Source organism: Levilactobacillus fujinensis (assembly GCF_003946335.1).
GTDB lineage: Bacteria > Bacillota > Bacilli > Lactobacillales > Lactobacillaceae > Levilactobacillus > Levilactobacillus fujinensis.
Genome location: NZ_RHNX01000034.1, coordinates 1 through 25,187, shown reverse-complemented (window position 1 = coordinate 25,187; position 25,187 = coordinate 1). Strand labels below are relative to the sequence as shown.

At 45.7% G+C, this 25,187-nt stretch carries 22 protein-coding genes and 1 other RNA gene; 20 read left to right on the top strand and 3 right to left on the bottom strand.

The window, feature by feature from the left end; translation table 11 throughout:
* Positions 1-12 precede the first annotated feature (12 nt).
* The 4 genes from EKM89_RS11225 to EKM89_RS11210 all read left to right on the top strand — a co-directional run bounded on the left by EKM89_RS11225 (position 13) and on the right by EKM89_RS11210 (position 5,608).
* Positions 13-2,208 carry an alpha-L-rhamnosidase gene (locus EKM89_RS11225; protein ID WP_125688590.1) on the top strand — a complete coding sequence of 732 codons (2,196 nt, stop codon included), beginning with the start codon at positions 13-15 and terminating at the stop codon, positions 2,206-2,208.
* Positions 2,205-2,477 (top strand): SemiSWEET family transporter, encoded by a 273-nt coding sequence (locus EKM89_RS11220; RefSeq protein WP_125688588.1) that lies wholly within the window; start codon positions 2,205-2,207, stop codon positions 2,475-2,477. Before EKM89_RS11225 ends, EKM89_RS11220 begins: the two co-directional genes overlap by 4 nt.
* 504 nt (positions 2,478-2,981) lie before the next feature.
* Entirely contained in the window at positions 2,982-3,932 is a 951-nt protein-coding gene (locus tag EKM89_RS11215) for an L-lactate dehydrogenase (protein WP_125688586.1), read from the top strand.
* Positions 3,933-4,186: 254 nt separating this feature from the next.
* A complete protein-coding gene (locus EKM89_RS11210; protein ID WP_125688584.1) occupies positions 4,187-5,608 on the top strand; it encodes an anion permease in 1,422 nt (473 codons plus the stop codon).
* 109 nt (positions 5,609-5,717) lie between these two features.
* Here the strand turns inward: EKM89_RS11210 and EKM89_RS11205 are convergent, their stop codons facing one another.
* Complete coding sequence (locus EKM89_RS11205) at positions 5,718-5,978, bottom strand: hypothetical protein (RefSeq protein WP_164510576.1); 261 nt, start codon at positions 5,976-5,978, stop codon at positions 5,718-5,720.
* 93 nt (positions 5,979-6,071) lie between these two features.
* Between EKM89_RS11205 and EKM89_RS11200 the strand changes: the two genes are divergently transcribed.
* From EKM89_RS11200 to EKM89_RS11155, 10 genes are all read left to right on the top strand, one after another.
* A complete protein-coding gene (locus tag EKM89_RS11200; RefSeq protein WP_125688581.1) occupies positions 6,072-7,460 on the top strand; it encodes a class II fumarate hydratase in 1,389 nt (462 codons plus the stop codon).
* Between the two features lie 92 nt (positions 7,461-7,552).
* Positions 7,553-8,554, top strand: coding sequence for a LacI family DNA-binding transcriptional regulator (locus tag EKM89_RS11195; protein ID WP_125688579.1), 1,002 nt, complete (start codon positions 7,553-7,555; stop codon positions 8,552-8,554).
* Positions 8,555-8,745: 191 nt separating this feature from the next.
* A complete protein-coding gene (locus EKM89_RS11190) occupies positions 8,746-9,498 on the top strand; it encodes a sugar phosphate isomerase/epimerase family protein (RefSeq protein WP_125688577.1) in 753 nt (250 codons plus the stop codon).
* 2 nt (positions 9,499-9,500) lie between these two features.
* Positions 9,501-10,793, top strand: a complete 1,293-nt coding sequence (locus EKM89_RS11185) for a gluconate:proton symporter (RefSeq protein ID WP_125688575.1) — start codon at positions 9,501-9,503, stop codon at positions 10,791-10,793.
* A gap of 34 nt (positions 10,794-10,827) precedes the next feature.
* Positions 10,828-11,772 carry a sugar kinase gene (locus EKM89_RS11180; RefSeq protein ID WP_125688573.1) on the top strand — a complete coding sequence of 315 codons (945 nt, stop codon included), beginning with the start codon at positions 10,828-10,830 and terminating at the stop codon, positions 11,770-11,772.
* A gap of 34 nt (positions 11,773-11,806) precedes the next feature.
* Positions 11,807-12,439 carry an orotidine 5'-phosphate decarboxylase / HUMPS family protein gene (locus tag EKM89_RS11175; RefSeq protein ID WP_125688571.1) on the top strand — a complete coding sequence of 211 codons (633 nt, stop codon included), beginning with the start codon at positions 11,807-11,809 and terminating at the stop codon, positions 12,437-12,439.
* Entirely contained in the window at positions 12,429-12,983 is a 555-nt protein-coding gene (gene hxlB, locus EKM89_RS11170) for a 6-phospho-3-hexuloisomerase (protein WP_125688569.1), read from the top strand. Before EKM89_RS11175 ends, hxlB begins: the two co-directional genes overlap by 11 nt.
* Before the next feature lie 26 nt (positions 12,984-13,009).
* Positions 13,010-13,654 (top strand): bifunctional 2-keto-4-hydroxyglutarate aldolase/2-keto-3-deoxy-6-phosphogluconate aldolase, encoded by a 645-nt coding sequence (locus tag EKM89_RS11165; protein ID WP_125688567.1) that lies wholly within the window; start codon positions 13,010-13,012, stop codon positions 13,652-13,654.
* Positions 13,655-14,191: 537 nt separating this feature from the next.
* Entirely contained in the window at positions 14,192-14,671 is a 480-nt protein-coding gene (locus tag EKM89_RS11160) for an RNA polymerase sigma factor (protein ID WP_125688565.1), read from the top strand.
* The gene (locus tag EKM89_RS11155; RefSeq protein WP_125688563.1) at positions 14,668-15,606 is read left to right on the top strand and encodes an anti sigma factor C-terminal domain-containing protein; all 939 of its coding nucleotides are present in this window, start codon (positions 14,668-14,670) and stop codon (positions 15,604-15,606) included. The genes EKM89_RS11160 and EKM89_RS11155 overlap by 4 nt, the downstream gene beginning before the upstream one ends.
* A 532-nt stretch (positions 15,607-16,138) precedes the next feature.
* Here the strand turns inward: EKM89_RS11155 and EKM89_RS11150 are convergent.
* Positions 16,139-17,533, bottom strand: a complete 1,395-nt coding sequence (locus EKM89_RS11150; RefSeq protein WP_125688561.1) for a YhgE/Pip domain-containing protein — start codon at positions 17,531-17,533, stop codon at positions 16,139-16,141.
* Positions 17,534-17,792: 259 nt separating this feature from the next.
* Here EKM89_RS11150 and EKM89_RS11145 point away from each other — a divergent pair, with 259 nt between their 5' ends.
* Positions 17,793-18,353 (top strand): TetR/AcrR family transcriptional regulator, encoded by a 561-nt coding sequence (locus EKM89_RS11145; protein ID WP_125688559.1) that lies wholly within the window; start codon positions 17,793-17,795, stop codon positions 18,351-18,353.
* Between the two features lie 67 nt (positions 18,354-18,420).
* On the opposite strand, the gene ssrA is transcribed toward EKM89_RS11145, so the two are convergent.
* Positions 18,421-18,791: a transfer-messenger RNA gene (gene ssrA, locus EKM89_RS11140) on the bottom strand.
* Positions 18,792-19,066: 275 nt separating this feature from the next.
* On the opposite strand from ssrA, the gene EKM89_RS11135 reads away from it, so the two are divergent.
* From EKM89_RS11135 to EKM89_RS11115, 5 genes are all read left to right on the top strand, one after another.
* A complete protein-coding gene (locus EKM89_RS11135; protein ID WP_125688557.1) occupies positions 19,067-19,792 on the top strand; it encodes a response regulator transcription factor in 726 nt (241 codons plus the stop codon).
* 2 nt (positions 19,793-19,794) lie between these two features.
* Complete coding sequence (locus EKM89_RS11130) at positions 19,795-21,264, top strand: sensor histidine kinase (protein ID WP_125688555.1); 1,470 nt, start codon at positions 19,795-19,797, stop codon at positions 21,262-21,264.
* 63 nt (positions 21,265-21,327) lie between these two features.
* Positions 21,328-22,476, top strand: coding sequence for a class I SAM-dependent methyltransferase (locus tag EKM89_RS11125; RefSeq protein ID WP_125688554.1), 1,149 nt, complete (start codon positions 21,328-21,330; stop codon positions 22,474-22,476).
* 182 nt (positions 22,477-22,658) lie between these two features.
* Entirely contained in the window at positions 22,659-23,519 is an 861-nt protein-coding gene (locus EKM89_RS11120; protein ID WP_125688552.1) for a GRP family sugar transporter, read from the top strand.
* A gap of 132 nt (positions 23,520-23,651) precedes the next feature.
* Entirely contained in the window at positions 23,652-24,998 is a 1,347-nt protein-coding gene (locus tag EKM89_RS11115; RefSeq protein ID WP_125688550.1) for a glucose-6-phosphate isomerase, read from the top strand.
* Positions 24,999-25,187 lie beyond the last annotated feature (189 nt).

Here is a 25,187-nt window from a genome sequence, read left to right as displayed (position 1 = left end):
AGGGTTAGCTAAATGGCACAAGAGTTGGCAGACGCTAAGTGGATCCGTGCATCAGAAAATTTTGGTGATATCTGTCCAGTATTCTCAAGAGAATTTGATTCAGAGGATCAGGTCAAGTCAGCAATTTTAACGATAACGGCAATGGGAACGTACTACGCGGAACTTAACGATCAAGATGTGAGTAATTATGTTCTGGCTCCAGGATGGACCAGCTATCAGCATCGTTTGCAGTATCAGACGTACGATGTAACTGGTCTGTTAAAAAGGGCGAACCGACTTCAAGTTACTGTTGGACGCGGTTGGTTCAGTTCGCCAATGCCAGGATGGATGGAGACACCTGAAAAAAAAGAAAGATATAACCAGCCAATTGGATTAATTGCAGCACTTAGGGTTACGTTTAATGATGGTCAAGTTCAGAATATTGTGACGAATTCGCAGTGGCAATGTGCAACCGGGCCAACACGTTTTAGTGAAATATACGATGGGGAAGTCTATGATGCCAACGCTGGTGGTGATTTAGTCGGAGCAGCGAAAGAATTCAATGGCTATTCTGGAAAATTGATTTCACAAGAAGGGGAGCTTATTAAGGAGCAAGAGCGTATTCGTCCTCGAAAGGTCATGACAACTTCTGCAGGAGAAACGCTAGTTGATTTTGGCCAAGAAGTTACAGGGTACGTTGAAGTTAATGTGGATGCAGAGCGGGGGAGTCTCATACGATTTACACATGGTGAGATGCTTGATAAGCAAGGAAATTTCTACAATGACAATTACCGCAGTGCTAAGGCAGAAGTAAGCTACACTTGTAAGCAGGGTGAACAAGTCTGGCATCCGCATCTAACATTCTTTGGATTTAGATACATTAAAATATTGAACTTTCCTGGCACACCAACTGTGGATAATTTTAATGCGATTGCTGTTTATTCTAATATTAAGCGGACGGGTCAAGTTGAAACGTCTAATGCACTTCTGAATCAATTAATCGCTAACGTTTTTTGGGGCCAAAAGGATAATTTCTTAGATGTACCGACGGATTGTCCTCAGCGTGACGAGCGCTTGGGATGGACGGGTGATGCAACCGCGTTTATCAAAGCAGCTAGCTATAATTTTGACGTCAAAAGATTCTTTGAGAAGTGGCTAACGGATATGCGTCTGGAGCAACGATCAGATGGGGCAATCAATGATGTGGTCCCGGATTATTTGAATGATGGTGATGTTAGTGCAGCCTGGGGCGATGCCATTACGATTATTCCTTGGCAACTTTATCAAACGTATGGGGACGTTACTGATTTAAAGGATAATTTGAATGCAATGAAGAAGTGGATTGAATTTGTCAGGCATAGTACAACTCACCAGTATCTCTGGTTTGGTGGCAAGCATTTCGGAGATTGGTTGGGTCTTGACTCACCAGCTGGAAGTTACAAGGGATCTACACGGGATGACTTTATTGCAAGTGCTTATTTTATTCATTCGGTTGGAATCTTAATTCAAGCAGGTCACGTATTGGATGAGAATGTTGTGACGTATGAAGACCTGTATGAGAAGGCAGTACAGGAGTTTAGAATAACTTTCAATTCGTATCAGACACAAACGGAATGTGCTTTGGCGATTGCTTTTGGACTAACGAAAGATTTGCAGGCAACGACGGCTCAACTGGTTAAATTTATTCAAATGGCCGGTAATAAAATGCAAACCGGTTTTGTGGGCACGCCATTGCTATTACATGCGTTAAGTCAAGGCGGTCGTTCGGATGTTGCCTACACACTGTTATTGCGTACGGATTATCCTTCTTGGTTGTACTCGGTTAAGCAAGGAGCCACCACTCTCTGGGAACATTGGGATGGTGTCGATGCAAAGGGGAACTTCTGGAGTGACGATATGAATTCCTTTAACCATTACGCTTATGGTGCAGTTATTGATTGGATGTATGAAGTTATGGGGGGGATTACACCGTTGGCACCTGGATTTGCTAAGGCCCGAATTGCACCACAGACGGATAGCCGGCTGAGCTGGATTCAAACTAGTGTGGCCACAAAGTATGGGGTAATTAAGTCTCAGTGGAAGATGTCCGTAGAAGGCTGTCGTTATGAAATTACGACTCCGGTTGAGACTGAAGTGATTATGAATCAGAAAAAGGTCACGGTGAATCCTGGACAATATGTTTTTTGGGAAAATATGACAGCGGCAGACATAGAAGGAAATGAGTTATGAAAAATGAGGTGGCAACGTCCAGGGTAATCTTGACGATTGGAAAACTGGCTTCGGTTTTATCGATTATGATGTATGTCTCATATATTCCGCAGATTATGGATAATCTGGCAGGGACGAAAGGTAATCCGCTACAACCACTGGTAACCGCAATAAATTGCGTTTTATGGGTATCGTATGGTGTGCTAAAACCCAAAAGAGATTGGCCAATTGTTATTGCTAATTTTCCAGGAATCTTCTTAGGATTTGGAACATTTTTGACGGCACTATGATTCAGATACAAATTGGCCTTCTGGGTAAACTAAGGAGGTCAATTTTTGTTTTCTGAAATTTGTTTAGAAAATGCTGTGCCATACTGAAAATCTTACAAATATGAAAGGTGTTTTAGAAGAATAGCTGAAGGCGTAAACTCTAGTAGCTGTAAGGACTCTAGTGCTTGAAATTGACGGGTACGGTTAGAGCCAGAGGGAGTCAGGGACGTAGCTAGTTGTGTCGACGATGTTAGTCGATTTTCTTTCCGACTTTCAGGTGATCCGGAAGCCCGCTTTTTTGGCTAGAAGTGTTCTCCACAGCAAGCAGAATTCCTGACAGCCGGAGTGCAACAATTAGAAAATAGGATTATCTGTTGATAGATAAATAGTTTTTAAGGGTGGTTTCATAGTCCGAATCAATTGTGTTTTATCCCCGCTGTGCTATAGTCGAGCTGAAATTTAACGGCCACGTCTCGTGGGTTAGTCCCACGGCGTGAAATATTTCGGAGAAGGGAATGGGGACCCATGTTCAATCAAACGCGGCATCAAAAGGTTGTTTTAGTCGGGGACGGCGCTGTGGGCTCATCGTATGCATTGCTGATGTTGCAACAGCCGGTGATGGATGAATTGGTCATCGTGGATATTGCTGAGAAACACTGTGTCGGGGACAGTTTGGATTTAGAGGACACACAACTGTGGTCGACGCCTAAGACGGTACGACCCGGGACGTATGCGGATGCCAGTGACGCTGATCTGGTGGTCATTACGGCCGGGGTCCCACGGCAACCTGGCGAGACCCGTTTAGATTTAGTAAACAAGAATCTTAAAATTTTACGGTCAATTGTCACACCCGTTGTGGACAGCGGATTTTCCGGTATCTTTTTAGTGGCCGCTAACCCCGTTGACATCTTAACGGCCGCCACACAAAGGTTATCGGGATTCCCGCCTGCCAGAGTGATTGGGTCCGGAACATCGCTTGACACGGCGCGGTTTAAAGTCGGTCTGGCTAAACGGCTTCAGGTGGCCCCACAACAATTGGAAGTCAATATCGTTGGCGAACACGGGGACACCGAATTTGCTGCGCTCCATGCGGCGACATTGGCGGGGCGTCCCCTCCTAGATGTTATTCAGCAACGCGGCATCACGAATCAGGAACTGATCGACATCGAAGCTGCGGCGCGGACCAAGGGGGGGAAGATTATCGGCTTGAAAGGGGCCACTTTCTACGGTGTGGCGACGTGCTTGGCGCGGATCAGTCGGGCCGTCTTGGCTAACGAGAATGCTGTCTTACCGGTCGGGGCTTACCTTGACGGACAATACCATCAGCACGGCCTGTACCTGGGAACACCGGCTGTGATCAACGCAAATGGTATCGATCACATCTTGGAATTGTCGTTAAGTCCCGAGGAACAGGAAAAAATGGCGCATTCTGCAGGGGCCGTGCAGTCGGTGCTGACGGCGGCATTTGCGAGTTAAATAAGTCTATGTGAGCAGGATTGTGACGGTGGTTGCGGTTCTGCTTTTTAGTGACAACTGGTGGATTCTGGACAACTGCTGGCAGGTTAATTAGCTCAACGGGGTAACCCAATTTTTGGCAACCGGTTCCGCCAGCCCCTTTGGTACGGAACGCTGTAGGATTAGCGACAGGAGAGGTCGAATATCCAGCCAGACGTTCGGCCAAACGCGATTAGATGCTGGTTTTGGCATAGGAGCGTAAGGGGGAAGTTTTTATGGAATCATTGGCACATGTTAAGTATCGTAAATTCATTTGGCCGCTACTCGTGGGACTTATCATCTGGCTGGCGGTACCGTTTAAACCAGCCGGGGTCTCGCTGGCTGCATGGCATATTTTAGCGATTTTTGTGGCGACGATTATTGGTTGTATTACGCAACCCCTGCCAATTGCCGGGGTGGCACTCGTCGGATTTACGGCGACAGTTCTACTGGGTGTTGTGCCCATGGATACAGCCGTTGAGGGTTTTGGCAACAAAACGGTATGGTTGATCGTCATGGCCTACTGCTTATCGCGGGGATTTATCAAGACTGGATTTGGCCGACGAGTAGCGTTGATTTTCGTCCGACTGTTTGGTAAGAAGACGTTGGGGCTGGCCTACTCCTTAATGGGTGTCGATTTACTGACGGCTGCGGCCACACCCAGTAATACAGCGCGAGCCGGCGGTATCGTTTATCCGATCATTGACTCGCTGGCTTCGACGTTTGGCTCGACCCCGAAGGATGGCACGGAGCGCAAGATTGGGTCCTTCCTGACGTTTACCGAATTTCATGCCAACGTGATTACCTCGGGGATGTTTATGACGGCTATGGCACCCAACTTGTTGGCGGTGTCGCTGGCAAAAGCGGACCATGTGACGCTGACCTGGATGGGCTGGTTCTTAGCGGGAATTGTTCCCGGGGCCATCAGCTTGATCATTGTACCCTTCTTGATTTACAAGATGTACCCACCGGAGATTAAGGACACACCTAACGCTAAGCCATGGGCCGAAGCGGAACTAGCTAAAATGGGACCGATGAGCCGTGCCGAAAAAATTATGTGTGCGGTCTTTGCACTGGCATTAGTTCTCTGGATTGCATCCAGTTTCATTGGCATAGATGCCGCGCTGGTCGCCTTCTTGGCAGTGGCCATTCTGGTGATTTGCGGCGTGCTAACGGTCGATGATATTTTGAACGAAAAGGGTGCCTGGAGCACGTTGATCTGGTTTTCCATTTTAATTTTCATGGCGACAGAATTAAACAAGCTAGGCTTCATTCCGTGGTTGTCTAAGACACTCGGCGGCAGTCTGCATGGTATCAACTGGGTATTCGTGTTAGCTATTCTGTTACTCTTCTACTTCTACTCACACTACTTATTTGCGAGCGGTACTGCCCACGTGAGCGCCATGTATGCGGCACTATTGGGCGTAGCGATTTCGGCGGGCGTGCCACCAACTCTGGCAGCGATGTTGCTGGCGACCTGTGGTGCACTCTTCAGTTCCACCACTCACTATGCAAGCGGTCCGGCGACCATTCTGTTCGGGACCGGCTACGTTAAGCAAAACGACTGGTGGCGAATGAACGCGATCCTCGGTGTTTTCTATATCGTGGTATGGTTCGGCATTGGGTCATTGTGGCTGAAAGTAATTGGCATGTGGTAGCTTTAACATGGGGCTGTGGCAAAAGGTCACGGCTCCTTTTGTGTATATCAATTTCAGACGCCGAATCCCATGTGGGTGTTAAGGTTTAAGCATAGATCACTAACGTTTTCTAGCGCCATAATCCCGGTTGCTTCAGGATATCTAAGTAAGTTGGGAGGTTGAAAGTAAAAATGTTCGTGTTACTCTCACGACAGTAGAAATTATCACGACTTGTTACTGGTCGCACTCCAGCTACCAGGGATTCCGCCTGCTGTGGGGAAGTCGCCAGCCAAAATTCGGGTTTTTGACTCACCTGGAAGCCGCCAAGTTCAGGCATCTCCCAGGTCGTCCCACGGTGGAAGCCGGAAAGAACGCTGACTAGCATTGTCAACCAGTCTTTTTCACTCCCGATTATGATTAGTTGACGATGCACCGTCGCAATGGTTATGCTGAATCTATTAATGAAAATGAGAGGAAGACTGTCATGAAATACCGTCAGGAAGCAGATACGTTAGGAACGGTCAAAGTACCCGAAGATGCACTTTGGGGGCCACAAACGGAACGGAGCCGTCATAATTTTACAACGGGACCGTTGATGCCGATGCCAGTGATTCGGGCGCTACTACAGTTAAAACGAGCGGCTGCAGTGGCCAATCGCGACTTGGGTGAGTTGCAAGAAGCCAAAGCGCAGTTGATTATTCGTGCGGTGGACGATTTACTAGCATTACCGGATGATCAGTTGCAACCAGATTTTCCATTGCACGTGTACCAAACGGGGTCGGGGACCCAGACGAATATGAATGTCAATGAGGTGATCGCACATCAAACGGTGAAGTATGACCCAACAAGCGGCATTCTGCCCAACGATGATGTCAATCACGGACAGAGCTCGAATGACACGTTTCCCACAGCGATGGCGGTCACAGCGCGGATGGCAGTAATCAGTTTGGAAGCCAGTGTTCAAAAGCTGATCGATGAGTTGAAAATTAAGCAGCAGGCTTACTGGCAGGTCGTCAAGATTGGGCGGACACATTTGCAGGATGCGACGCCGTTGACGTTTGGCCAAGAGGTTAGTGGCTGGGTCAGCATGTTGGCACATGACCTGAGTTATCTGCAGTCATTGGCGGACACCTTGTTGGAGTTGCCAATTGGCGGAACGGCCGTTGGGACCGGGTTGAATGCGGCGCCGGGCTTTGATATCGCCGTAGCCGAACAGTTGTGTCAAGCGTATGGGCAACGGTTTACGGCGCGCACAAATAAGTTCTTCGGGTTGGCGGCACATTCCGGACTAAACGTGGTCCATGGTGCCATTAAGACGTTAGCGAGTGATCTTTTGAAAATTGCCAACGATATTCGTTTTCTGGCGAGTGGCCCACGGGCGGGGTATAACGAATTGAATATTCCGGCAAACGAACCGGGGTCATCGATCATGCCAGGCAAGGTCAATCCGACGCAAGCAGAGGCCCTAACTATGGTGGCGACCCGAGTCATGGGGAATGACGTGACGATTACAATCGCGGCATCACAGGGGAATTTCGAGATGAATGTGTATAAACCAGTCTTACTGGCAACCTTCCTGGAATCCACGGACTTGCTGCAAGGGACAATCACTAGTTTCACGACAAAATTAGTGCATGGCTTGACCGTCAATGCTGAGCACATGCAGGCACTCGTCGACAATTCATTGATGACGGTTACGGCCTTGTCGCCGCACATCGGCTACCATGCTAGTGCCGAAATTGCCCAAATGGCAGAAAAAACCGGCACAACATTGCGAGAAGCGGCCCTGAAGTCGGGAAAGGTCACGGCCGAACAATTTACGGCGTGGGTCGATCCGTTGGCGATGACGAACTTGAATCGGGAAGAGAAATAAAGTAGGGTATTAATAGAATTAATGTCAGCAGGTATGTATGAATTTGGAAAGTGAGTTATGGTGAATGACTATGAGGATAGAAAAAAATTAAAATGAAAAAAACGACCATTGCAGAAGTAGCAAGTGCTGCGGGCGTGTCAAAGGCGACAGTGTCACGCTTCTTAAACGGCAACTATGGTAAAATGTCATCCGCTACTCAGGAGAAAATTCGGCAAACGGTTCAGAGGTTAAACTACCGCCCGAATAAACAAGCACAAATGCTAAAGACTAACCGTAGCGGTTTGATAGGATTTATTGTTGCTGATATGGGAAATCTGTATTCATCGAAATTACTGAGTGGGGCGAGTGCAGTAGCCCGTGAGAATGACTATCAACTTGTCATTATGGAGTCGAATAACTCTTTAAGTTCGGAGGAAGATGCTTTAAAAAAGTTCGTCGATCAATCCGTTGAAGGTGTACTCATTCAACCAATTAGTGAAGATAGCTCGCGATACGAATCGGTTGGCAAAAGGTGCCCAATGGTACTCGTTGACCGGCAGACAACACCGAAAACTTGGCCGGCAGTAATTGTTGATAATGCTTTGTCCACTAAATATTTGGCTGAGTATATTGTAAAAAAGGGTTATTCGAAGATTGCTATTTTTACTGAGTCACTAACTACCGACGTTCGTAGAAAACGGTATGCAGGGATGAGAGCCGTTGCTAAAGAACACTCGTTGGAATCAGAACTGGTTGAGGTTGGAAATCTACAGCTATCCAGTACCTATAGTGACATGAAGGACAGGATTAATGAGTTAGTCAGTGAAGATGAAAAAGTTGCTATCTTTGCTAGTAATAGCCAAACCTTATTAATGGTCTTAAGGGTATTAGACGATTTAAGAATTAAAATTCCTGATGAGGTTGGTGTTTCCGGATATGATGATTGGAACTGGGCATTCTTAGCCCAACCTGCGATTACCAGCATTGAACAGAATGCTAGTGACATTGGTGCTGAGGCAATGCGCATGCTTTTGACGGACATTGACCCACTAAAAGAATCGATTAGTGAAACTAAAGTTATCCCATCCAAGATTAATATTCGTGAATCAATTTAATAATAAAATGTGGCGAGCCTGAAAATACTTTAATCAAGTATTTTCAGGCTTTTTTTGAACATGTAATCTTGTGAATCGAAAAACAAGATGTTGACTTTCGTAAATAAAGCGATTACAATGTTTTTCGTAGCAGTGGGAAACCGGTTTCCCAAACATAAAATACAGACAATGTCGATCAGGAGGAATGAACAATGAGTGAAATCGTGATTAACACTTTAGTTTATCAACAACAACTGGACAGTGGTATTAAACAAGCTGATTTATTGAAAAAGGTTGCTGCTCAAGGCGTCTCGGCTGCTGAAATTCGTCGGGAATATATTAAGGACTTTGACCAGGAATTAGCTGATATTAAAGCAGTAGCAACTAAAGACAACTTGAAGCTATTCTACAGTGTTCCTGAAAACGTCTTTATCGATGGTCATGTAAATTCTAAGTTAGACCAATATATGCAAGAAGCAAAAAAGATGGGGATTTTTGCCATCAAGTTTAATATTGGTGATTATGCCCATTTTGCAGGAAATTTAAAAGATTCATTACGTAAAATTCTGGATTACGACATTCAGGTCAATGTTGAAAATGACCAAACGCAAACTAGTGGTACGATGAACGCTTTGGAAACTTTCTTGATTAACGCGGCAAAAGCCAATTTAGATATTCAATATGTTTATGACTTGGGGAACTGGCGCTTCGTTAAACAAGATGAATTTGAAGCTATCAAGATGCTCAAAGAATACGTTCGGTATATTCACGTTAAGGATGTCGCCTATGTTGACAGTAAGCCACAGGTTGTGCCATTAGATGATGGTGAGGTTGATTGGCGTAAAGCACTTGATGCTTTACCAAGTGGCTTACCAATTGCTGTTGAGTACCCGGTTAAGGATGATGCTGAATTGCGTAAGGGTATCGAATTAGTAAAGAGTTATTTGCTTAAGGCTGGTGAATAAGTATGACGAACGTCATCATTGGCAGCCTGTTGTTAATTTCATTTGTACTTTTCATTTTTTACATTATCAAGGGTGGTAACTTAACCGTTGGCTTCTTAGGAATGGCTATTCTGTGGGCTGTCATTGGGATGGTGCCGTTTAATACTGCAATAAATAAGATCTTTGCACAACCGGCATTAAATTATGGACCAACCATTATCTATATTGTTTTTGGGTCGTGGTTTGGCCGAGTACTGGTTGATAGTGGGATTGCTGGTAGCATTAGTGGCCAGACAGAAAAAGTTGGTAAGAAAAATCCAGTTCTAGCTGCTATTCTGGTCTGCTTAGTGACGATGTTTATCTTCGTTAGTGCTTATGGTGTTGGTTCAGTTATTGCTATCGGGGTTATCTTGTTACCAATTTTGTTCTCCTTGGGTGTGCCTAAGGATATTGCGGTTGCGGCATTTACCTTGTCAATTGGCGCACCAATGTATGTGAACGTGGTTCTTTTTAACCAAGTTAGAGCGTTCTTCCCAGATGTTACCTACGGATCAAAGTACCTAACCTTTGGCTGGGTAGGAATGATTGTTCAGTTATTAGCGGTTGTGATCTTCTTACTTTTGAACTCAAAGCGAATTAAGAACGGTGAACGCGAGGTCTTGAAGACCGATTCAGAGGATGAAGCTAAAACGCTCAAAATAACTTCTGGTTGGCAATATCTGACTTACGTTATTCCAATTGTGCCAGTTCTACTGAACATGCTTTTAAAGTGGGATGCGATCCCATCACTGGTCATTTCTACGGTATTAGCGATGCTGATGACTGGTAAGATGAATGGTTCAAAAAAAGCAATTAAGTTTATGAATGATACCATGCAACAAGCGATTTCAGATATTGCTGGCTTAATTTTCTTCCTGTTGGCATTATCGATGTTTACAGCTGCTGCAGCTGCAAACACAAGTCGTTTCGAATCTATTTTCCGGGCAATCCTGCCACAGAATACGCTTTGGTTGGCTTTAGGTTTAGGAATTTTAGCACCATTAGCATTATTCCGTGGGCCATTACATGTTTGGGGTGCGGGGGCAGCGACTGCTGCTGTTTTGACCGCTACTCATTTGTTCTCGCAATGGTATCTGCTACCAGTACTGTATATTCCAACACTGCTAGCAGTTTCTATGGACGTTACGCAGTCCTGGAACATTTGGGCCTTGACTTACACGAAGCTAGATAGCCGAAAATTCTTAAAGGCTGGATTGCCGGTTGTATGGATTGTATCTATCATTAATGAAATTATTGCGTGGACGATGTTTGGGTAACATAAATTAAGATTATTATGGAGGAATTTAAATTATGAGTGAATTTTTGACAATTGGTGAACCGATTTCCTTGTTTGCCTCAGAAGATGACGATAAAGAATTAAAAGATGCTTTGAACTTCCACAAGTACCTTGCAGGTGCTGAGGTGAACGTCGCTGTTGGGGTCTCTCGTTTGGGACATAGCGCACAATACATTACGAGCTTAGGGGAAGATCCTTTTGGTGATTTCATCAAGGATCAATTACACGAAAACAAAATTGGAACAGACTACATTACCGGTAACCCTGATTACTGGACAGCATTTCAATTAAAGCAAAAAGTGACGCATGGTGATCCAGGTATCTTCTATTTCCGGAAGGGTTCAGCCGCTGCTCACTTTGATCAAGCAATATTAGACAAGATTGATTTTTCTGACGTTAAATTGGTTCACTTATCAGGTATTTTCCCAGCAATTTCTGACCAAGCTTCAAAGGCGTTCCAACACTTTATTGATTTAATCAATGAACATAAGATTACAACGACTTTTGATCCAAATTTACGGCCGCAACTGTGGGCTACACAAGAAAAAATGGTTAAAGACCTGAATAACTTTGCTAAACAGGCTGATATTATCTTGCCAGGGGTTGCTGAAGGAAAAATTTTGGTAGGCTCAGAAGATCCAGAAACTATCGCTGATTTCTATTTGAATCAAAGCGGAAAAACCCATACTGTCATTGTTAAAGTTGGTGCTGAAGGCGCTTACATCAAGAGCAAGGACGGGACTAATACAATGATTAGCGGTTATCGTGCGGATAAAGTTGTAGATACGGTTGGCGCTGGTGACGGGTTTGCTGTTGGAATTGCGACTGCCTTATTGGAAGGTAAGACGATTTCAGAGGCGGTTAAGCGTGGTAATGCCATTGGTTCCTTGGCCGTCCAAGCACCCGGCGATAACGATGGTTACCCTGACCGTGCTCAACTCGAAAGCTACATGAAGTAAATTTTAGAGAGTTCATAAGAGTGGGAGATTAATGATGAAAATTCAAGCTGCAATTGATCGTGTTGACTTAGATAAGGCTGTGAATTTAACCAAGCAGATTAGTCAGTACGTTGACATCATTGAGTGGGGAACATCGCTGGTAAAAGATTTTGGTATCCAACGTTTAGCTGAGAAAACCGATGCTTTTGGTCATGCCCAGATCCTTTATGATAGTAAAACCATCGATGAAGGTGAGTATGAATTTAAAGCTGGATTTGAAAGCAAGGCTGATATCTTAACGGTTATGGGGGCCGCCTCAGTAGCTACTCTGAAAAAATGCTATCAGGTAGCCCAGAACCAGGATAAGACCATGATGATTGATTTGATGGGTTTGGACGAAGCACAGATTAAGATCATTTTAGGCTTTGATCAGGCTATTTACTGCATTCATCATTCCAAGGACAGCGGCAAGATTAAGAATGCAAGTGATACGGCCGCTAGTTTTAGAGCAAGCTTCCCGTCTGTCAAACATATTGCAATTGCTGGTGGTATTGATTACGCCAATACAGTTGCTTTGGCCAAGCAAGGCATTGTTGATATTGCTATCGTTGGTTCGGCGATTGTTAAGGCCGCTGATCCAGTAGCTGAGGCGAAACGGTTTGGAAAGGTTGTTAGCGATGAAAAATGATGAACAATTAATTGAAACGGTTTTAGGCGAAATTTCACAGGTGATGCATGATGTTAAGCCTACTGATTTAGATGCTGTAGTTTCCAGAATTACTAAGGATAAGCGAATCTTTATTCATGGGGCTGGTCGCTCTGGTTTACAGGCTAAGGGGTTCGCGATGCGATTGATGCATATTGGTTATACCGTATATGTTTTAGGTGAAACAATTACGCCATCACTTGCTGCCGGAGATATTCTGGTATCTGTTTCTGGATCTGGTAAGACGAGTGGGGTCGTTTCGACGGCTGAAAAAGCTAAGAAACTCGGTGTTGAAGTGATTGGTGTCACAAGTGATACAACATCGCCATTGGCTAAGGAAGCAGATGACGTCTTGATTGTACCTGGCGCGACGAAGACCGGTGCTGGTGTGCACTCAATTCAGCTACTGAGTACGCTATTTGATCAGACAGTTCACATTACGTTAGATTTGGCCTGCTTATTGCTTAGCGAACGTGACCATACCGATAACAGTATGGCTTTGAAAGAACACACGAACCTTGAGTAAGAGCTGGGTAGAATAGGAGTCCTTTTATGGAACAGTCAGAAGTTTTTAAGCGTGTCGGTGAAATTGGTGCGGTCGTTGTTGTACGTGCTGATAGTGTCGAGGCTAGTCTAAAAATTGTTAATGCTTGTGTGAAGGGTGGAATCAAAGGGATTGAATTAACTTATTCTGTCCCCAATGCAGTTGAAGCGATTAAGCAATTGCATGCCAAGTATCAAGATACGGATGTGTTAATTGGCGCTGGAACAGTTGTAAACACGACCTCAGCTTTTGAAGCGATTCAAGCGGGAGCAGAATTTATTGTCAGTCCAACGTTCAATGCCGAGGTTGCTGAACTTTGTCACAGTGAAGCCGTTAACTATGTGCCAGGCTGCTTCTCACCTTCTGAAGTCCACCATGCATTTTCAGCGGGATTTAGCTTGGTTAAGATTTTCCCAGCCACGGTGTTAGGTCCCACCTATTTGAAGGAGCTACATGGTCCATTTCCTAAGATTAAATTGATGCCAACTGGTGGTGTCAATGCCGACAACTTACCAGAATGGTTTGATGCAGGAGCCTACGTTGTTGGCGCCGGCGGAAGCATTGTTGGTAAGGGCATCGGTGATCTTGAGGGCATTGAGAAACGTTCGCGTGAATTCATGAAGAGCTTTAAAGTATATCAGGAATCTAAATGATTTTTTGAAGAGAGTGGGGAAAAAGGTGATTAGCTGGCGAGCCTTATCAGTTTTAAGCGGAATCAGCTGCCTTTTGTCCCACGTTTCAGCAATGTAAATTCGGAGATACCAAAGGAGTCTGGGGGTGTATCCCAGGCTCTTTAGTTAACTAAAGAGTGTGAAAATGCCAAAACACTTCTTATGATTGTTGTGGCGGTGATACTAAGACTAAAATTAGGCGACTTAGTCCAGTGATTACCTTACCGGCCAGCAGATGGCACCTTATTTTTCAGACATTCATGAGATAATTGAGTTGACCAATTTTTGGAGGGTGTCATCGATTCGTTGTTGGTTAAAATGAAGTAGGTTTATGAGGAAGCCAAGTCGCATAGATGGCTTCCTTTTTTGACACCAAAATTTCGAATGTATTTCCAGCAGACTAGCTTTCACGTATACTGGAGATTGTCGGGCTCACGCGGCCAACTTAAAAAAATTAAAATTAAACCGTTACTTTTTACCAAGTCATTCGTTACATAGGTGTAAGGGGAGGAGGTTGACATGCGATTACAGCGTTACGAAAAGTTAATGGCCCAAATGGCGGTGGAACTTCAACGTTATTTGGTCAGCCGGGGTGCCAGCCACGATGTTGCGGAGGACATCGTGCAAGATGTTTTCGTTAAGTTGTTGGAAATGGAATTGGTTTTACCGCCGGATAAATTGCGACCATACATGTACCGTGTCGCTTGGTCAACTTACCTGGATTATTATCGGCGAACCCAACGTTATCAAGGTTTAGTCAAAAAGTATCTGGGACCAGCACTCGAAATAGCAACGCAACCAGCAGATTATGACGTTGGACAGGCCATGTCACAGCTGTCGCATAAGGAACAGCACTTATTGTTATTACGTTATGAACAGAACCTGTCGATTACCCGAGTGGCTGAGCAACTCAAGATTAGGCCGGCTGCGGTAAAAATGCGACTACACCGTGTGCATAAGAAGTTAGAGAAGATTATGATGAGGAGTGAACAGGGATGAATGATGAGAAAAAATTTCGTCAATTGGCGATTCGTGTAAAGGTAGTCCGGTGGCTGATTACGATTGGAATTGTTATTGTCGTTTTGTTAGTGGGGGCCGTCGGTGGTTACTGGTGGACGCAGAAACAAGCTGGTAGGGAGTCTCAGCGGGAGGACCGCTTCATTGAACTAGTTTCAACAGTGATGGCCCCCAATATTTCGGTTAGTGACCGTTACTTGGCCGATACCAACTTCATGGGAGGCAAGGTCACTAGTCATCGCTATAAGGATATCGAGGGGTATCACGAGGCTTGGTCACCAATCGTGCAGGCTTATTCTTGGAGTTGGCTTGGAAATAAATCTTCTGGTGCCTTGAATGCAGCCGACACCAGTGAAGACGGCGCGTATGACCGGTTGACACAGCATAAAATCCCCCTGTTCTACAATCCAAAGGTTAAAGATCCATCCGTTAAACGAACGGCTGATGTCACCAAGGTAGCAAGGACTAAGCAAGCGGTTGCCGAAGTTGCCGTGTCCTTTGATCATCCGCTGACCTACGCACAGATTCAGCAGCGATTGCCCAAAAATCTTCATGCCGTTTGGTACTGGATCGGTGTGGATTCTAAGGCAGATGCCACGTTTATGGATAATAATTTTCTAGGTGTACAGGCAAATTCTAAGGGCCACCTGGTTGTGAATAAGTATGAAAACTATTATCGGAGCTTCCATCAGAACCTAGAACGGCTAGGCAAATGGGACTGGGACTATGGGTATACCAACTTTAGTCTTAAAAAATATGCGCAAAAATATGCAAAACAATACCCGACTTTGAAGACGGCCAAGTTTTCCGGGGCTATCGTAACGGGGGATAGTGAAAACTTTAAGCCATTGAATCAAGCGAACTGGATCTATGCCAGTTCGGCTGGTTTCTTCCAACAAAGAACGGCGATTAAATAAACAGGTCTTCTAAACAGTGAAGGTCAAGAACCTGAGATGACGGTTCTTGGCCTTTTCTATCTAAAAAGTTTATTAAAAAAATGCGCAAGACACGTGGACAACAAGCTGCTGAATTCATTCCGGGGCAATTGACAGAACGATGTCGTAGTTAGGTACTCAGTAAGTCTGACTGAAGATCCTGGGCCCCCGGACGCCTTTGGTATCTCCGATTTTACATTGCTGAAACGTAGGGGAAAAGGAGCCGTGCCCTTAATGTTCGCCAGCTAATCGCCTTTTTCCAACTCTCATCATTTTCGTTCTGTGCGGCGACGGAGTTTCCAGTATCCTTAGTTAGCAACCATGGGAATTGAATATCAGTCGAAGCTTTTTCAGATATAACCATGCTAAGCTGCAGGTAGAGAGCAAACAAAAACGAGGTTGCAACCGATATCACAATCTCGTTTTAAGTTTTAAAATATGATGGCTAAGCGTTCGTAGTTATTCCCAGTGCTAGTCTTTTTCAGGAACCGTTTTTGTCGCCCCCCCTGATTAGTTAGTGGGTGAGGGGGTTGCGTTTTAAATCGAGGTGGAATCGGAGAATGATCAATAGGTTGAAACCAATCGTCATCAACAGCATGGTTACCCAAGCACCGGGAAGACTGACATTAGTGGAAATGGCTGAACGCAAGACTTGAATCAAGTAGGTCATGGGGAGCCAAGGATTGAGGGTTTTGGCAAAATTACTGACGAGCGGGAGGGGATACAAACCGCCGGAACTCGCCAGCTGCATGACCAAGACGATAGAAATGAGCCAAGTTCCAAAGCCACCGAGTAACAGACGAAGACAGAAAATGAGCGATAAGAAGAGTAGAGAGCCAATCAGAATAGCGGCAAACAGGCGGGGATTGGAACGCGTAGTGAGCGCGTTGGCCTGATGCAAGGTGAGATAGAGCAGCCCACTTTGTACGAGCGCCACGCCAGCGATAATGCCAGCCTTACTGGCCCACCAAGTGAACGCGGAGTGGGGATCGCTGTAGGTTCGACGACCATCATACATGGTTCCTAGCGCAATACCGCCGACGTAGAGGCCAATGGCGATAGCAAATGGTGCCATGCCAGTTCCATTGTTCGGTACACTGGCGATGTCGTTGGTGGTAGCGACAACGGGAGTAGCCAGAGCATTAGCAGTGGACGGGCGTGTGACAATGGTGGCTAAGCGTAGACTGCTACTGGTTAACGCATGATTCAAATTTTGACTGCCCGTTTGGACTTGGGTTAGACCCTGTTGGGTGGTGGTTAGTCCGGCAATCAACGCGGTGTTTTTCAGCGGTGTCGTTGCTGTCAACAACTTTTGATTGCCAGTTAGGAGCCGTTGTGTTCCGGTGGCCAATTGGGCACTTCCACTGGCTGCTCGGGTCATGCCGGTGGTTGCCCCACTCAGCGCGGAGAGGAGAATTTTGGCCTCAAGCTGGGTCACGTTATGGCCGACCTTATTGGTGATGGCGGTACTGGTACCGGTCGTCATTTTGGAGACAATGTAGTTAGCGCCGGAATTCAGCTCATAATGGAGCGTCATTTGCTGGGGAGCTGAGGTGAGAATGGTCGTCGCGTTGTGCGAAAAGTTGCGAGGAATAGTGATGACCAAGTAGAGCTTACCAACCTTTAACTGACGGTGAGCAGTCTGAGCACTGAGTTGCCGAAAGTCCAGTGAGGAGGAGTCGTCGAGGCTGCGGGTAAGCTGTTGGCCAATGGCAACGTGCTGACCGTGAATCGTGACGGCTCGGTCATGATCGACAATAGCAACGGGAATATCGTCGGTGTGACCATATGTGTTCCACATGGAGGACAGGTACAAGTAGCAGTAGATGGCCGGGATGAGGGCAATCATGAGAAGAACCACGAGCATCATTTTGTGCTGACTTAAAAATTTTAATTCACTTTTGAACATTTGCAATCTCTCCTTTGAAATAAACATGGTGTTGATTGAACGGCTACAGAATAGCAGGGGAATTCTGATGTGACAATCAACAGATAAAAGGATCGTGGTGAGTTGAATGGTAGCCTTTTTGACTGCCGTAGGAGGAAACTGATATTGTGAGTAGTCAGCGACTAATCAACAAAACAGCCATAATTGATGATTGGCAGCAGCCTAAAAAAGTTTTATGCTGATAGCGAAATCAACAGACTGTTGAAGGGGATAGATGGACATGGAAACGAATTTAAAAATGATCGACACGGAGCGTAAGATTCAGCATGCCTTCATCAAATTGGTGATGCAGGAGGGATTTGACCACTTGACAGTTCAGGAGTTAAGTCAGGCGGCTCAGATTAATCGCGGGACATTTTATCTACACTATCTGGATAAGTTTGATTTACTAACGCACTATGAAAATGATTTGGTGTCTGCAATTCAACTTATTTTCAAACGTTACCCTAAGCCCGGTCATAAGGCGGGTAGCGAGAAAAATGCTTTCCAACAGATGTTTAACTATCTTTATCGCCAACGGCAATTGGTCGTGGCGTTGCTTAATAGTCCGGCGTCACAATTAGTACCTCGTATTAAGTCAGTTATCGTAGAAGTCATTGGTCAGCCAGCAATAAGTCCAGAAATCCCACTGGAGTTTGCCCAAGAGATTGTTACGCAAGGTATCTGGGATTTCGTCTGTTTCTGGTTAACACAAGATCCAGTCAAACAGCCACAGGAGGCCTATGTTATCTTCACGGCGAGCCGTCAGCTATCACCGCAACAGCTACTTAATGGAAATTAGGCACAAAAAAACCACATTCGCGAAGGAATGTGGTTTTTCTCGTCATAGGTTTTAAACGTACTGGCATTTATGGAGCCGGCGGGGATCGAACCCGCGTCCTAGCATATTGCCAACTTAACGTCTACACGCATAGGCAGACTACTTATAGTTTCACTGAATAACTTGCCGCCTGTCAGGGCCCACATACTCAGCTAACCTGATTCATCTCTTCTAACGTACTTCAGGTGGGAGCCGTTAGCGTAAGCCCGTTAAATTTAGGACCCAGATCTAGACCGCGGGCAAGCCTAGGAGGATCTACGTTAAGCGCCTATTAAGCAGCTAAAGCGTAAGAATTGTTATTATTTTTTGCAGTTATAATAAACTGGACCTTTTAACGTAGATGCCGCTACGACGCGCAGTCAAGCTTCAACCTATACCAGTCGAATCCAGAACGGCCCCATGACGATACTTGTATAGTGTAGCATACCTCAGCGGTTGTGAAAACTATTTCGCCTGTTTGCAGCTAATTTAAGGAAATATCGAAGGCTACGGTATAGTATAATAGGTAATTAAGGGCCCCCACGGCCAAAAAATAAGTAACCGGCGAAAAGTTACAGAAACTTCATGATTCTATCATGGAGACGTCTGATTGACCTGTTAAGTTCAAGACACTATGACTCACTAGCTTTTTGCCGGCTCCGAGTACGTGAGAGACTGAACTTTTGGAGGTAGCAATGAAGTTATTAATGATTGAAGACAACCATTCAGTATCACAGATGATGTCCATGTTCTTTAAGAAGGAGCAGTGGGACGCGCAATTTGCCTACGATGGGAATGAGGCGGTTGAAATGTTTGCCGCCACCCCCAACGACTGGGACATGGTTACGTTAGACCTGAACTTGCCGGGCATGGATGGCATGCAGGTTAGTGCCGAAATTCGTAAGCTTTCACCGACCGTGCCAATTATTATGCTGACGGCCCGCGATTCGGAAAGTGATCAGGTCTTGGGCCTGGAGATGGGCGCAGACGATTACGTCACGAAGCCTTTTAGTCCAATCACATTAATTGCACGGATCAAGGCTTTGCATCGGCGCGCCGAACTCGGTCCCATTTCGAAGACGGATGCCGAACCACTGAACGACACGGAATCATTTGATGTGGTTACTGAAAATTTCAAGTTAAACACGAAGACCCGCGAGGCCTATTTAAACGGCCGGCAGATTCAAGACTTAACGCCTAAAGAATTCGACTTACTCAAGACGCTAGCCCAGAAGCCACGCCAGGTCTTCTCGCGGGAACAACTCCTGCAATTGGTATGGGATTACGAATACTACGGTGACGAACGCACCGTGGATGCTCACATCAAAAAATTACGGCAGAAGATTGAAAAGGTTGGCCCCCAGATCATTCAAACCGTTTGGGGGGTGGGTTATAAATTTGACGATAGTGGAGCAAACTAACAATGAAGCTAATGTATCAACAAATGTTGGGGTTCTTTGCGGCAATCACGATTATTCTGGTCTTGATGGGCGTGTCCTACTCACAGATGACCCGGCACATGGTTTACAGCAATACGTGGAACTCCCTGGAGAAATACTCCAATAGTCTGATTGAGCAGTCATTGCGAATCAGCTCACAGCATCCCAAGACCGTTAACTTTGACACGACGGCGTTGGAAAATAGTGAACAGTTATTGCAAAATCAGGCGGTCAGTACGGCCATTTATAATGCATCTAACCGGATTGTTTTTCCAGCGAATGTGTATCAACAATCCATCGACAGCTCCGATTGGAAAAAATTAAAGAATAATCAAATCATTCACAAAGTTGTCGATCGCCGGGTCCGTAATAAAAATGGACAAGTGGGTCCAGCTGTGACTGAAGTGATGAAACCTTACTTCTATAATAATAAGCTGGTTGCGGTCGTCGTGATGGGGGCCTTCGTTTCTGACATCAATACCAACGTTAACCAGATCAATCGTAATTTAATCAAATCGTTGCTAGTTTCCTGTTTAGTGGCAATTATTGCCAGCTATATTCTGGCTCGCTATTACACGTCACGGATTAATCGGCTGCGAAAAGCGACCAATCAAGTGGCCAAGGGAAACTATGATGTTCAAATGGCTAGCCGAAATCGGGATGAAATTGATGACCTGATTAACGACTTTAACGGTATGGCACACTCGTTGAAGGATTCACAAGAAGAGATTCAACGACAGGAAGAACGCCGACGAGAATTCATGGCTAACGCATCACATGAGATGCGGACACCGCTGACTACTATCAACGGGTTGTTGGAAGGATTGGCCTACGATGCCATTCCTGAAGAGAGCAAAGAAGAGAGCATCGAGCTGATGCGCAGTGAGACGAGCCGACTGATTCGATTGGTTAATGAAAATTTGGATTACGAAAAGATTCGTTCGAATCAGATCATGCTTAACCTGCATGAGTTTAATGCCATTGATGCCCTTCATAACATTGTGGAACAGTTGAAGCAAAAGGCTGATGACAGCGGGGATACGCTGGAGTTACAAGCACCGAAGGAGATCCCAGTGTATGCTGACTATGACCGTTTCGTCCAGATTATGTTCAACATCACACAGAATGCGATTCAATTTACGCAGCAGGGGAATATCACCATTTCCGCGCAACGTGGTTATGAAGAAACCATCGTGAAGGTCGCTGATACCGGGATGGGGATGTCCGATGAACAATTGAAGAACATCTGGGAACGGTATTACAAGGCCGATCCGTCACGGAAGAACACCAAGTATGGTGAGTCTGGTCTCGGTTTGTCCATCGTCCATCAGCTGGTCCAACTGCATCATGGGAAGATCAGCGTTACCAGTAAGGAAGGGGTCGGCACGACCTTTACCGTCATTTTCCCCGACCAACACCAGACAAATTCCGAACGGGCTAAGCCAGTTAAGTAAACAGGAGCTGTGCTGAGCCGCGTGACATGTTACAATGAGGGGAACCATTTAAGGAGGAAACTTTTGAAACGAGTACAAATTACCGGAAAATCCGTCCGTAAGTTCGAGGACGGCTATCCTATCGTATCTTTAACGGATCTAGAAAATCATAATGACTTCGAAGACGGCGCGTGGATTCAATTGGAAAACCACGGTCACTTCGTCGCCACAGCCTACTTTGCAAAACAACACCGTGGTATCGGCTACGTGCTGAGTCTACGGGAAAATGAAGCGATTGACGAACGATTCTTTGCTGGTAAATTACGGGCTGCACTAGCTCGGCGCTCGGCCTTCGCTGACGCCTCAGCTTACCGGCTATTTAACAGTGTTGGTGACAACCTTGGGGGCTTGACCATCGATGTTTATAACGGTGTGTACGTCTTCCGTTGGGAAAATCAGGCCTTGAAGCAGCAGTCACGGTTGATTTACGCCGCCTTTGACCGGATTGTCGGTAAGGGCTTCCCAATCGTTGCCGTGGTTGCTGGACAGGAACAGGCTCAGCTTGTTCGCGGTGACTTGGGCAAGCAGCCGATGACGATTATGGAAAACGGGATTGCTTATCCTGTTGATTTAACGTCCGGTCGGCAACAATTAGCCTTAGAATTCCGCGACATCCGCGACTGGGTCAAGACGGACAGCGCGCAAAAGCGGCTGTTGAACTTGTTTAGTGCTGAAACTGGGGTGGTCACGGCCGCTATGGTCGGTGGTGCGGTGGAAGCCGTCACCGTTGATCCAACGAACCGGGCAACGACGGCAACGCAAGCGCAATTAGATGCCAACAACTTGGACCAAGCTGCCGTTGAAATGCGAACCATGGATGTCGGCAACTACTTGGATTACGCCGTGAAGCATGGCTTGACGTTTGACACGATTGCCATCAATCCACCAGCCTTTGTTCGCGGGAAAAAACGGGCCTTTACCTTGGAGCAGGACTTACAAACTGTCCTCGAACAGGCACTGAAATTGACCCATACCGGTTCACAAATACTGGTAACGACCACGACACCAACCTATAACTTGAAACGATTGCGGCAGACTGTGAACGATGCTGTTGAAAATTATACCGGTTCTGTAAGTGTTTCCACAAGTTTCCAGTCACCAGACGATTTTCAGAGCAATGTTTCGGACCGACATAGTGAATCATTAAAGGGTTTGCTACTAACGATTGTTTAATGAAAACGATTGAAAATTAATGTAATAGGTACCGATTGGTAAGGTAGACCACTTGCCAATCGGTATTTTTTTAGGAGACAATGGTTTACTTTTGTAGGGGAAACATTTACACTTACTAATGCAAATTAAGAAGCGCTTACAGAGAGAAAAGTCAGAATTGAAACGAGAGTTGAGGTTTACAAATGGGTGTATTATTAGCTTTAATTCCAACGGTGTGTTGGGGTAGTATTGGATTAATTAGTGGCCGATTGGGTGGGACATCCTACCAGCAAACGCTGGGGATGACCGCCGGAGCCGTTATCTTTGGAATTTTCTCCTTAGTGTACTTCCACAGTCAATTAACTGGAATGGCAATGTTAGTTGGGGTTGCTTCGGGACTTTGCTGGGCTGTTGGTCAGTTTGAACAATTCCAAGCCATGAAATTTATTGGAATTTCGCGGACGGTGCCAATTTCGACTGGTCTTCAACTGGTTGGGACGGCGTTGGCCGGCGTCCTTCTCTTCCATGAATGGAAAACTACCAAGATGGTTACTATGGGAACCATTGCTGTTATCGTCCTAATCGCCGGAGCGGCTTTAACGTCCTTGCGTGATAAGAAAGCGGTTGCGGGTACGCAACATATGGAAGCCGGTAAAGGTTCCGTTGCCATTGTGATCTCTACGATTGGTTACGTGCTTTATACGGTGATTGTGAACATGTCTGGGATCTCATCAAAGACCATTATTTTTCCGCAATCCATTGGAATGATTCTAGGTGCCTTGATTTTCGTGATGTTTTCTCGGCAGAAGGTTTGGCATAAAGCCACTGCGAAGAACATGATCACCGGACTGGTCTGGGGTGTTGGAAACTTCTTCATGTTCATGGCGATTCCATCAGTTGGATTAGCTATTAGCTACTCCCTAGCGCAATGTGGGATTGTTATCTCAACCTTTGGGAGCATTTGGTTACTGGGCGAAAAGAAGACCAGTCGCGAAATGGTCTACATTACGATTGGGTCACTGTTAGTTGTTGCTGGTGGGGTAACTCTCGGCGTAATGAAATAGTTATAAACTGGCTGATGACGGGCGTTGTCGGCCTTTTTTATATTCAAAAAAGTTTGGACTAGACCATTTACATTTTAGGGAATTGCGGTATAATGGACTAGTCAATAATAATAAAAGTGAGGTTATCTAAATATGGCACATATCGCCTTTGATCGTTCCAAACTTGACCCGTTTATTCATGACAATGAGTTAGGAGAAATGCAAGCACTCGTTACCGCTGCGGACAGTGAACTCCGTAACGGCACTGGTGCTGGCAGTGACTTCCGTGACTGGTTGGCTTTACCACACGACTATGACAAGGAAGAATTTTCACGGATTAAAGCTGCTGCTAAGAAGATTCGTTCTGATTCCGAAGTGCTCATCGTGATTGGTATCGGTGGGTCTTACTTAGGTGCGAAGATGGCTGTGGACTTCTTACACGATACTTTCTTTAACTACTTACCAGCTGAAAAGCGCCAAGGACCACAAGTCTTCTTCGCCGGGAACTCTATCAGTCCCGATTACGTTCATGACTTGATCAACTTAATTGGGGACCGTGACTTCTCTGTCAACATCATTTCGAAGTCTGGGACCACGACGGAGCCTTCCATCGCCTTTCGGATCTTCAAGGACATGTTGATTAAGAAGTACGGTGCCGATGGTGCTAAGGGTCGGATTTACGCCACGACTGACAAGGCCCGCGGCGCGCTGAAGACCGAAGCCGATGCTGCCGGTTATGAGACATTTGTTATTCCTGATGGGGTTGGTGGTCGTTACTCCGTCTTGACAGCTGTTGGGTTATTGCCAATCGCTGCGTCGGGTGCAGACATCGATGACTTGATGAAGGGTGCCGCTGATGCGCAGGATGCCTACACGAATCCGGATCTGACCAAAAATGAAGCTTACCAATATGCTGCCTTACGAAATATTTTGTACCGGAAGGGTTACACCACAGAATTGCTGGAGAATTACGAACCACGTCTCCAGTACTTCGCAGAATGGTGGAAGCAATTGATGGGCGAATCCGAAGGAAAAGACCAAAAGGGTATTTACCCATCTTCTGCTAATTTCAGCACCGACTTACACTCCTTGGGACAATATATCCAAGAAGGCCGGCGAAACTTGATGGAAACGGTAATCACAATTGGGAAGCCACAAAATGATGTGGACGTTCCAAGTGCCAGTGATGATTTGGATGGTCTAAAGTATCTGGAAGGCAAGCCAATGAGTTTTGTTAACACGAAGGCTTATCAGGGAGTTGTTCTAGCCCATACCGATGGTGGTGTGCCCAACATGGGGGTTAACATTCCAGACCAGACGCCATACACGTTGGGCTATCTGGTATACTTCTTTGAAGTGGCCGTTGCCATCTCAGGTTATTTGAATGGGATTAATCCATTCAACCAGCCGGGGGTTGAAGCCTACAAGACGAATATGTTTGCGTTGTTAGGCAAACCTGGTTTTGAAAAACTAGGTAAGGAACTGAACGCACGACTTTAATTAGCAAAATATAAGTTATTGAAAGGAGTCTGGGACAAAACCCCAGACTCCTTTGCTATTTCCAAATTTATGTTGCTGAAACGTGGGACAAAAGGCAGCTGACTCCGCTTAAAACGGTTCTATGATATTTGGTGTTGATAGAGAAATCTGTCGACGCCATTTTCTGTATAATAAAAGGGGCACACTGCC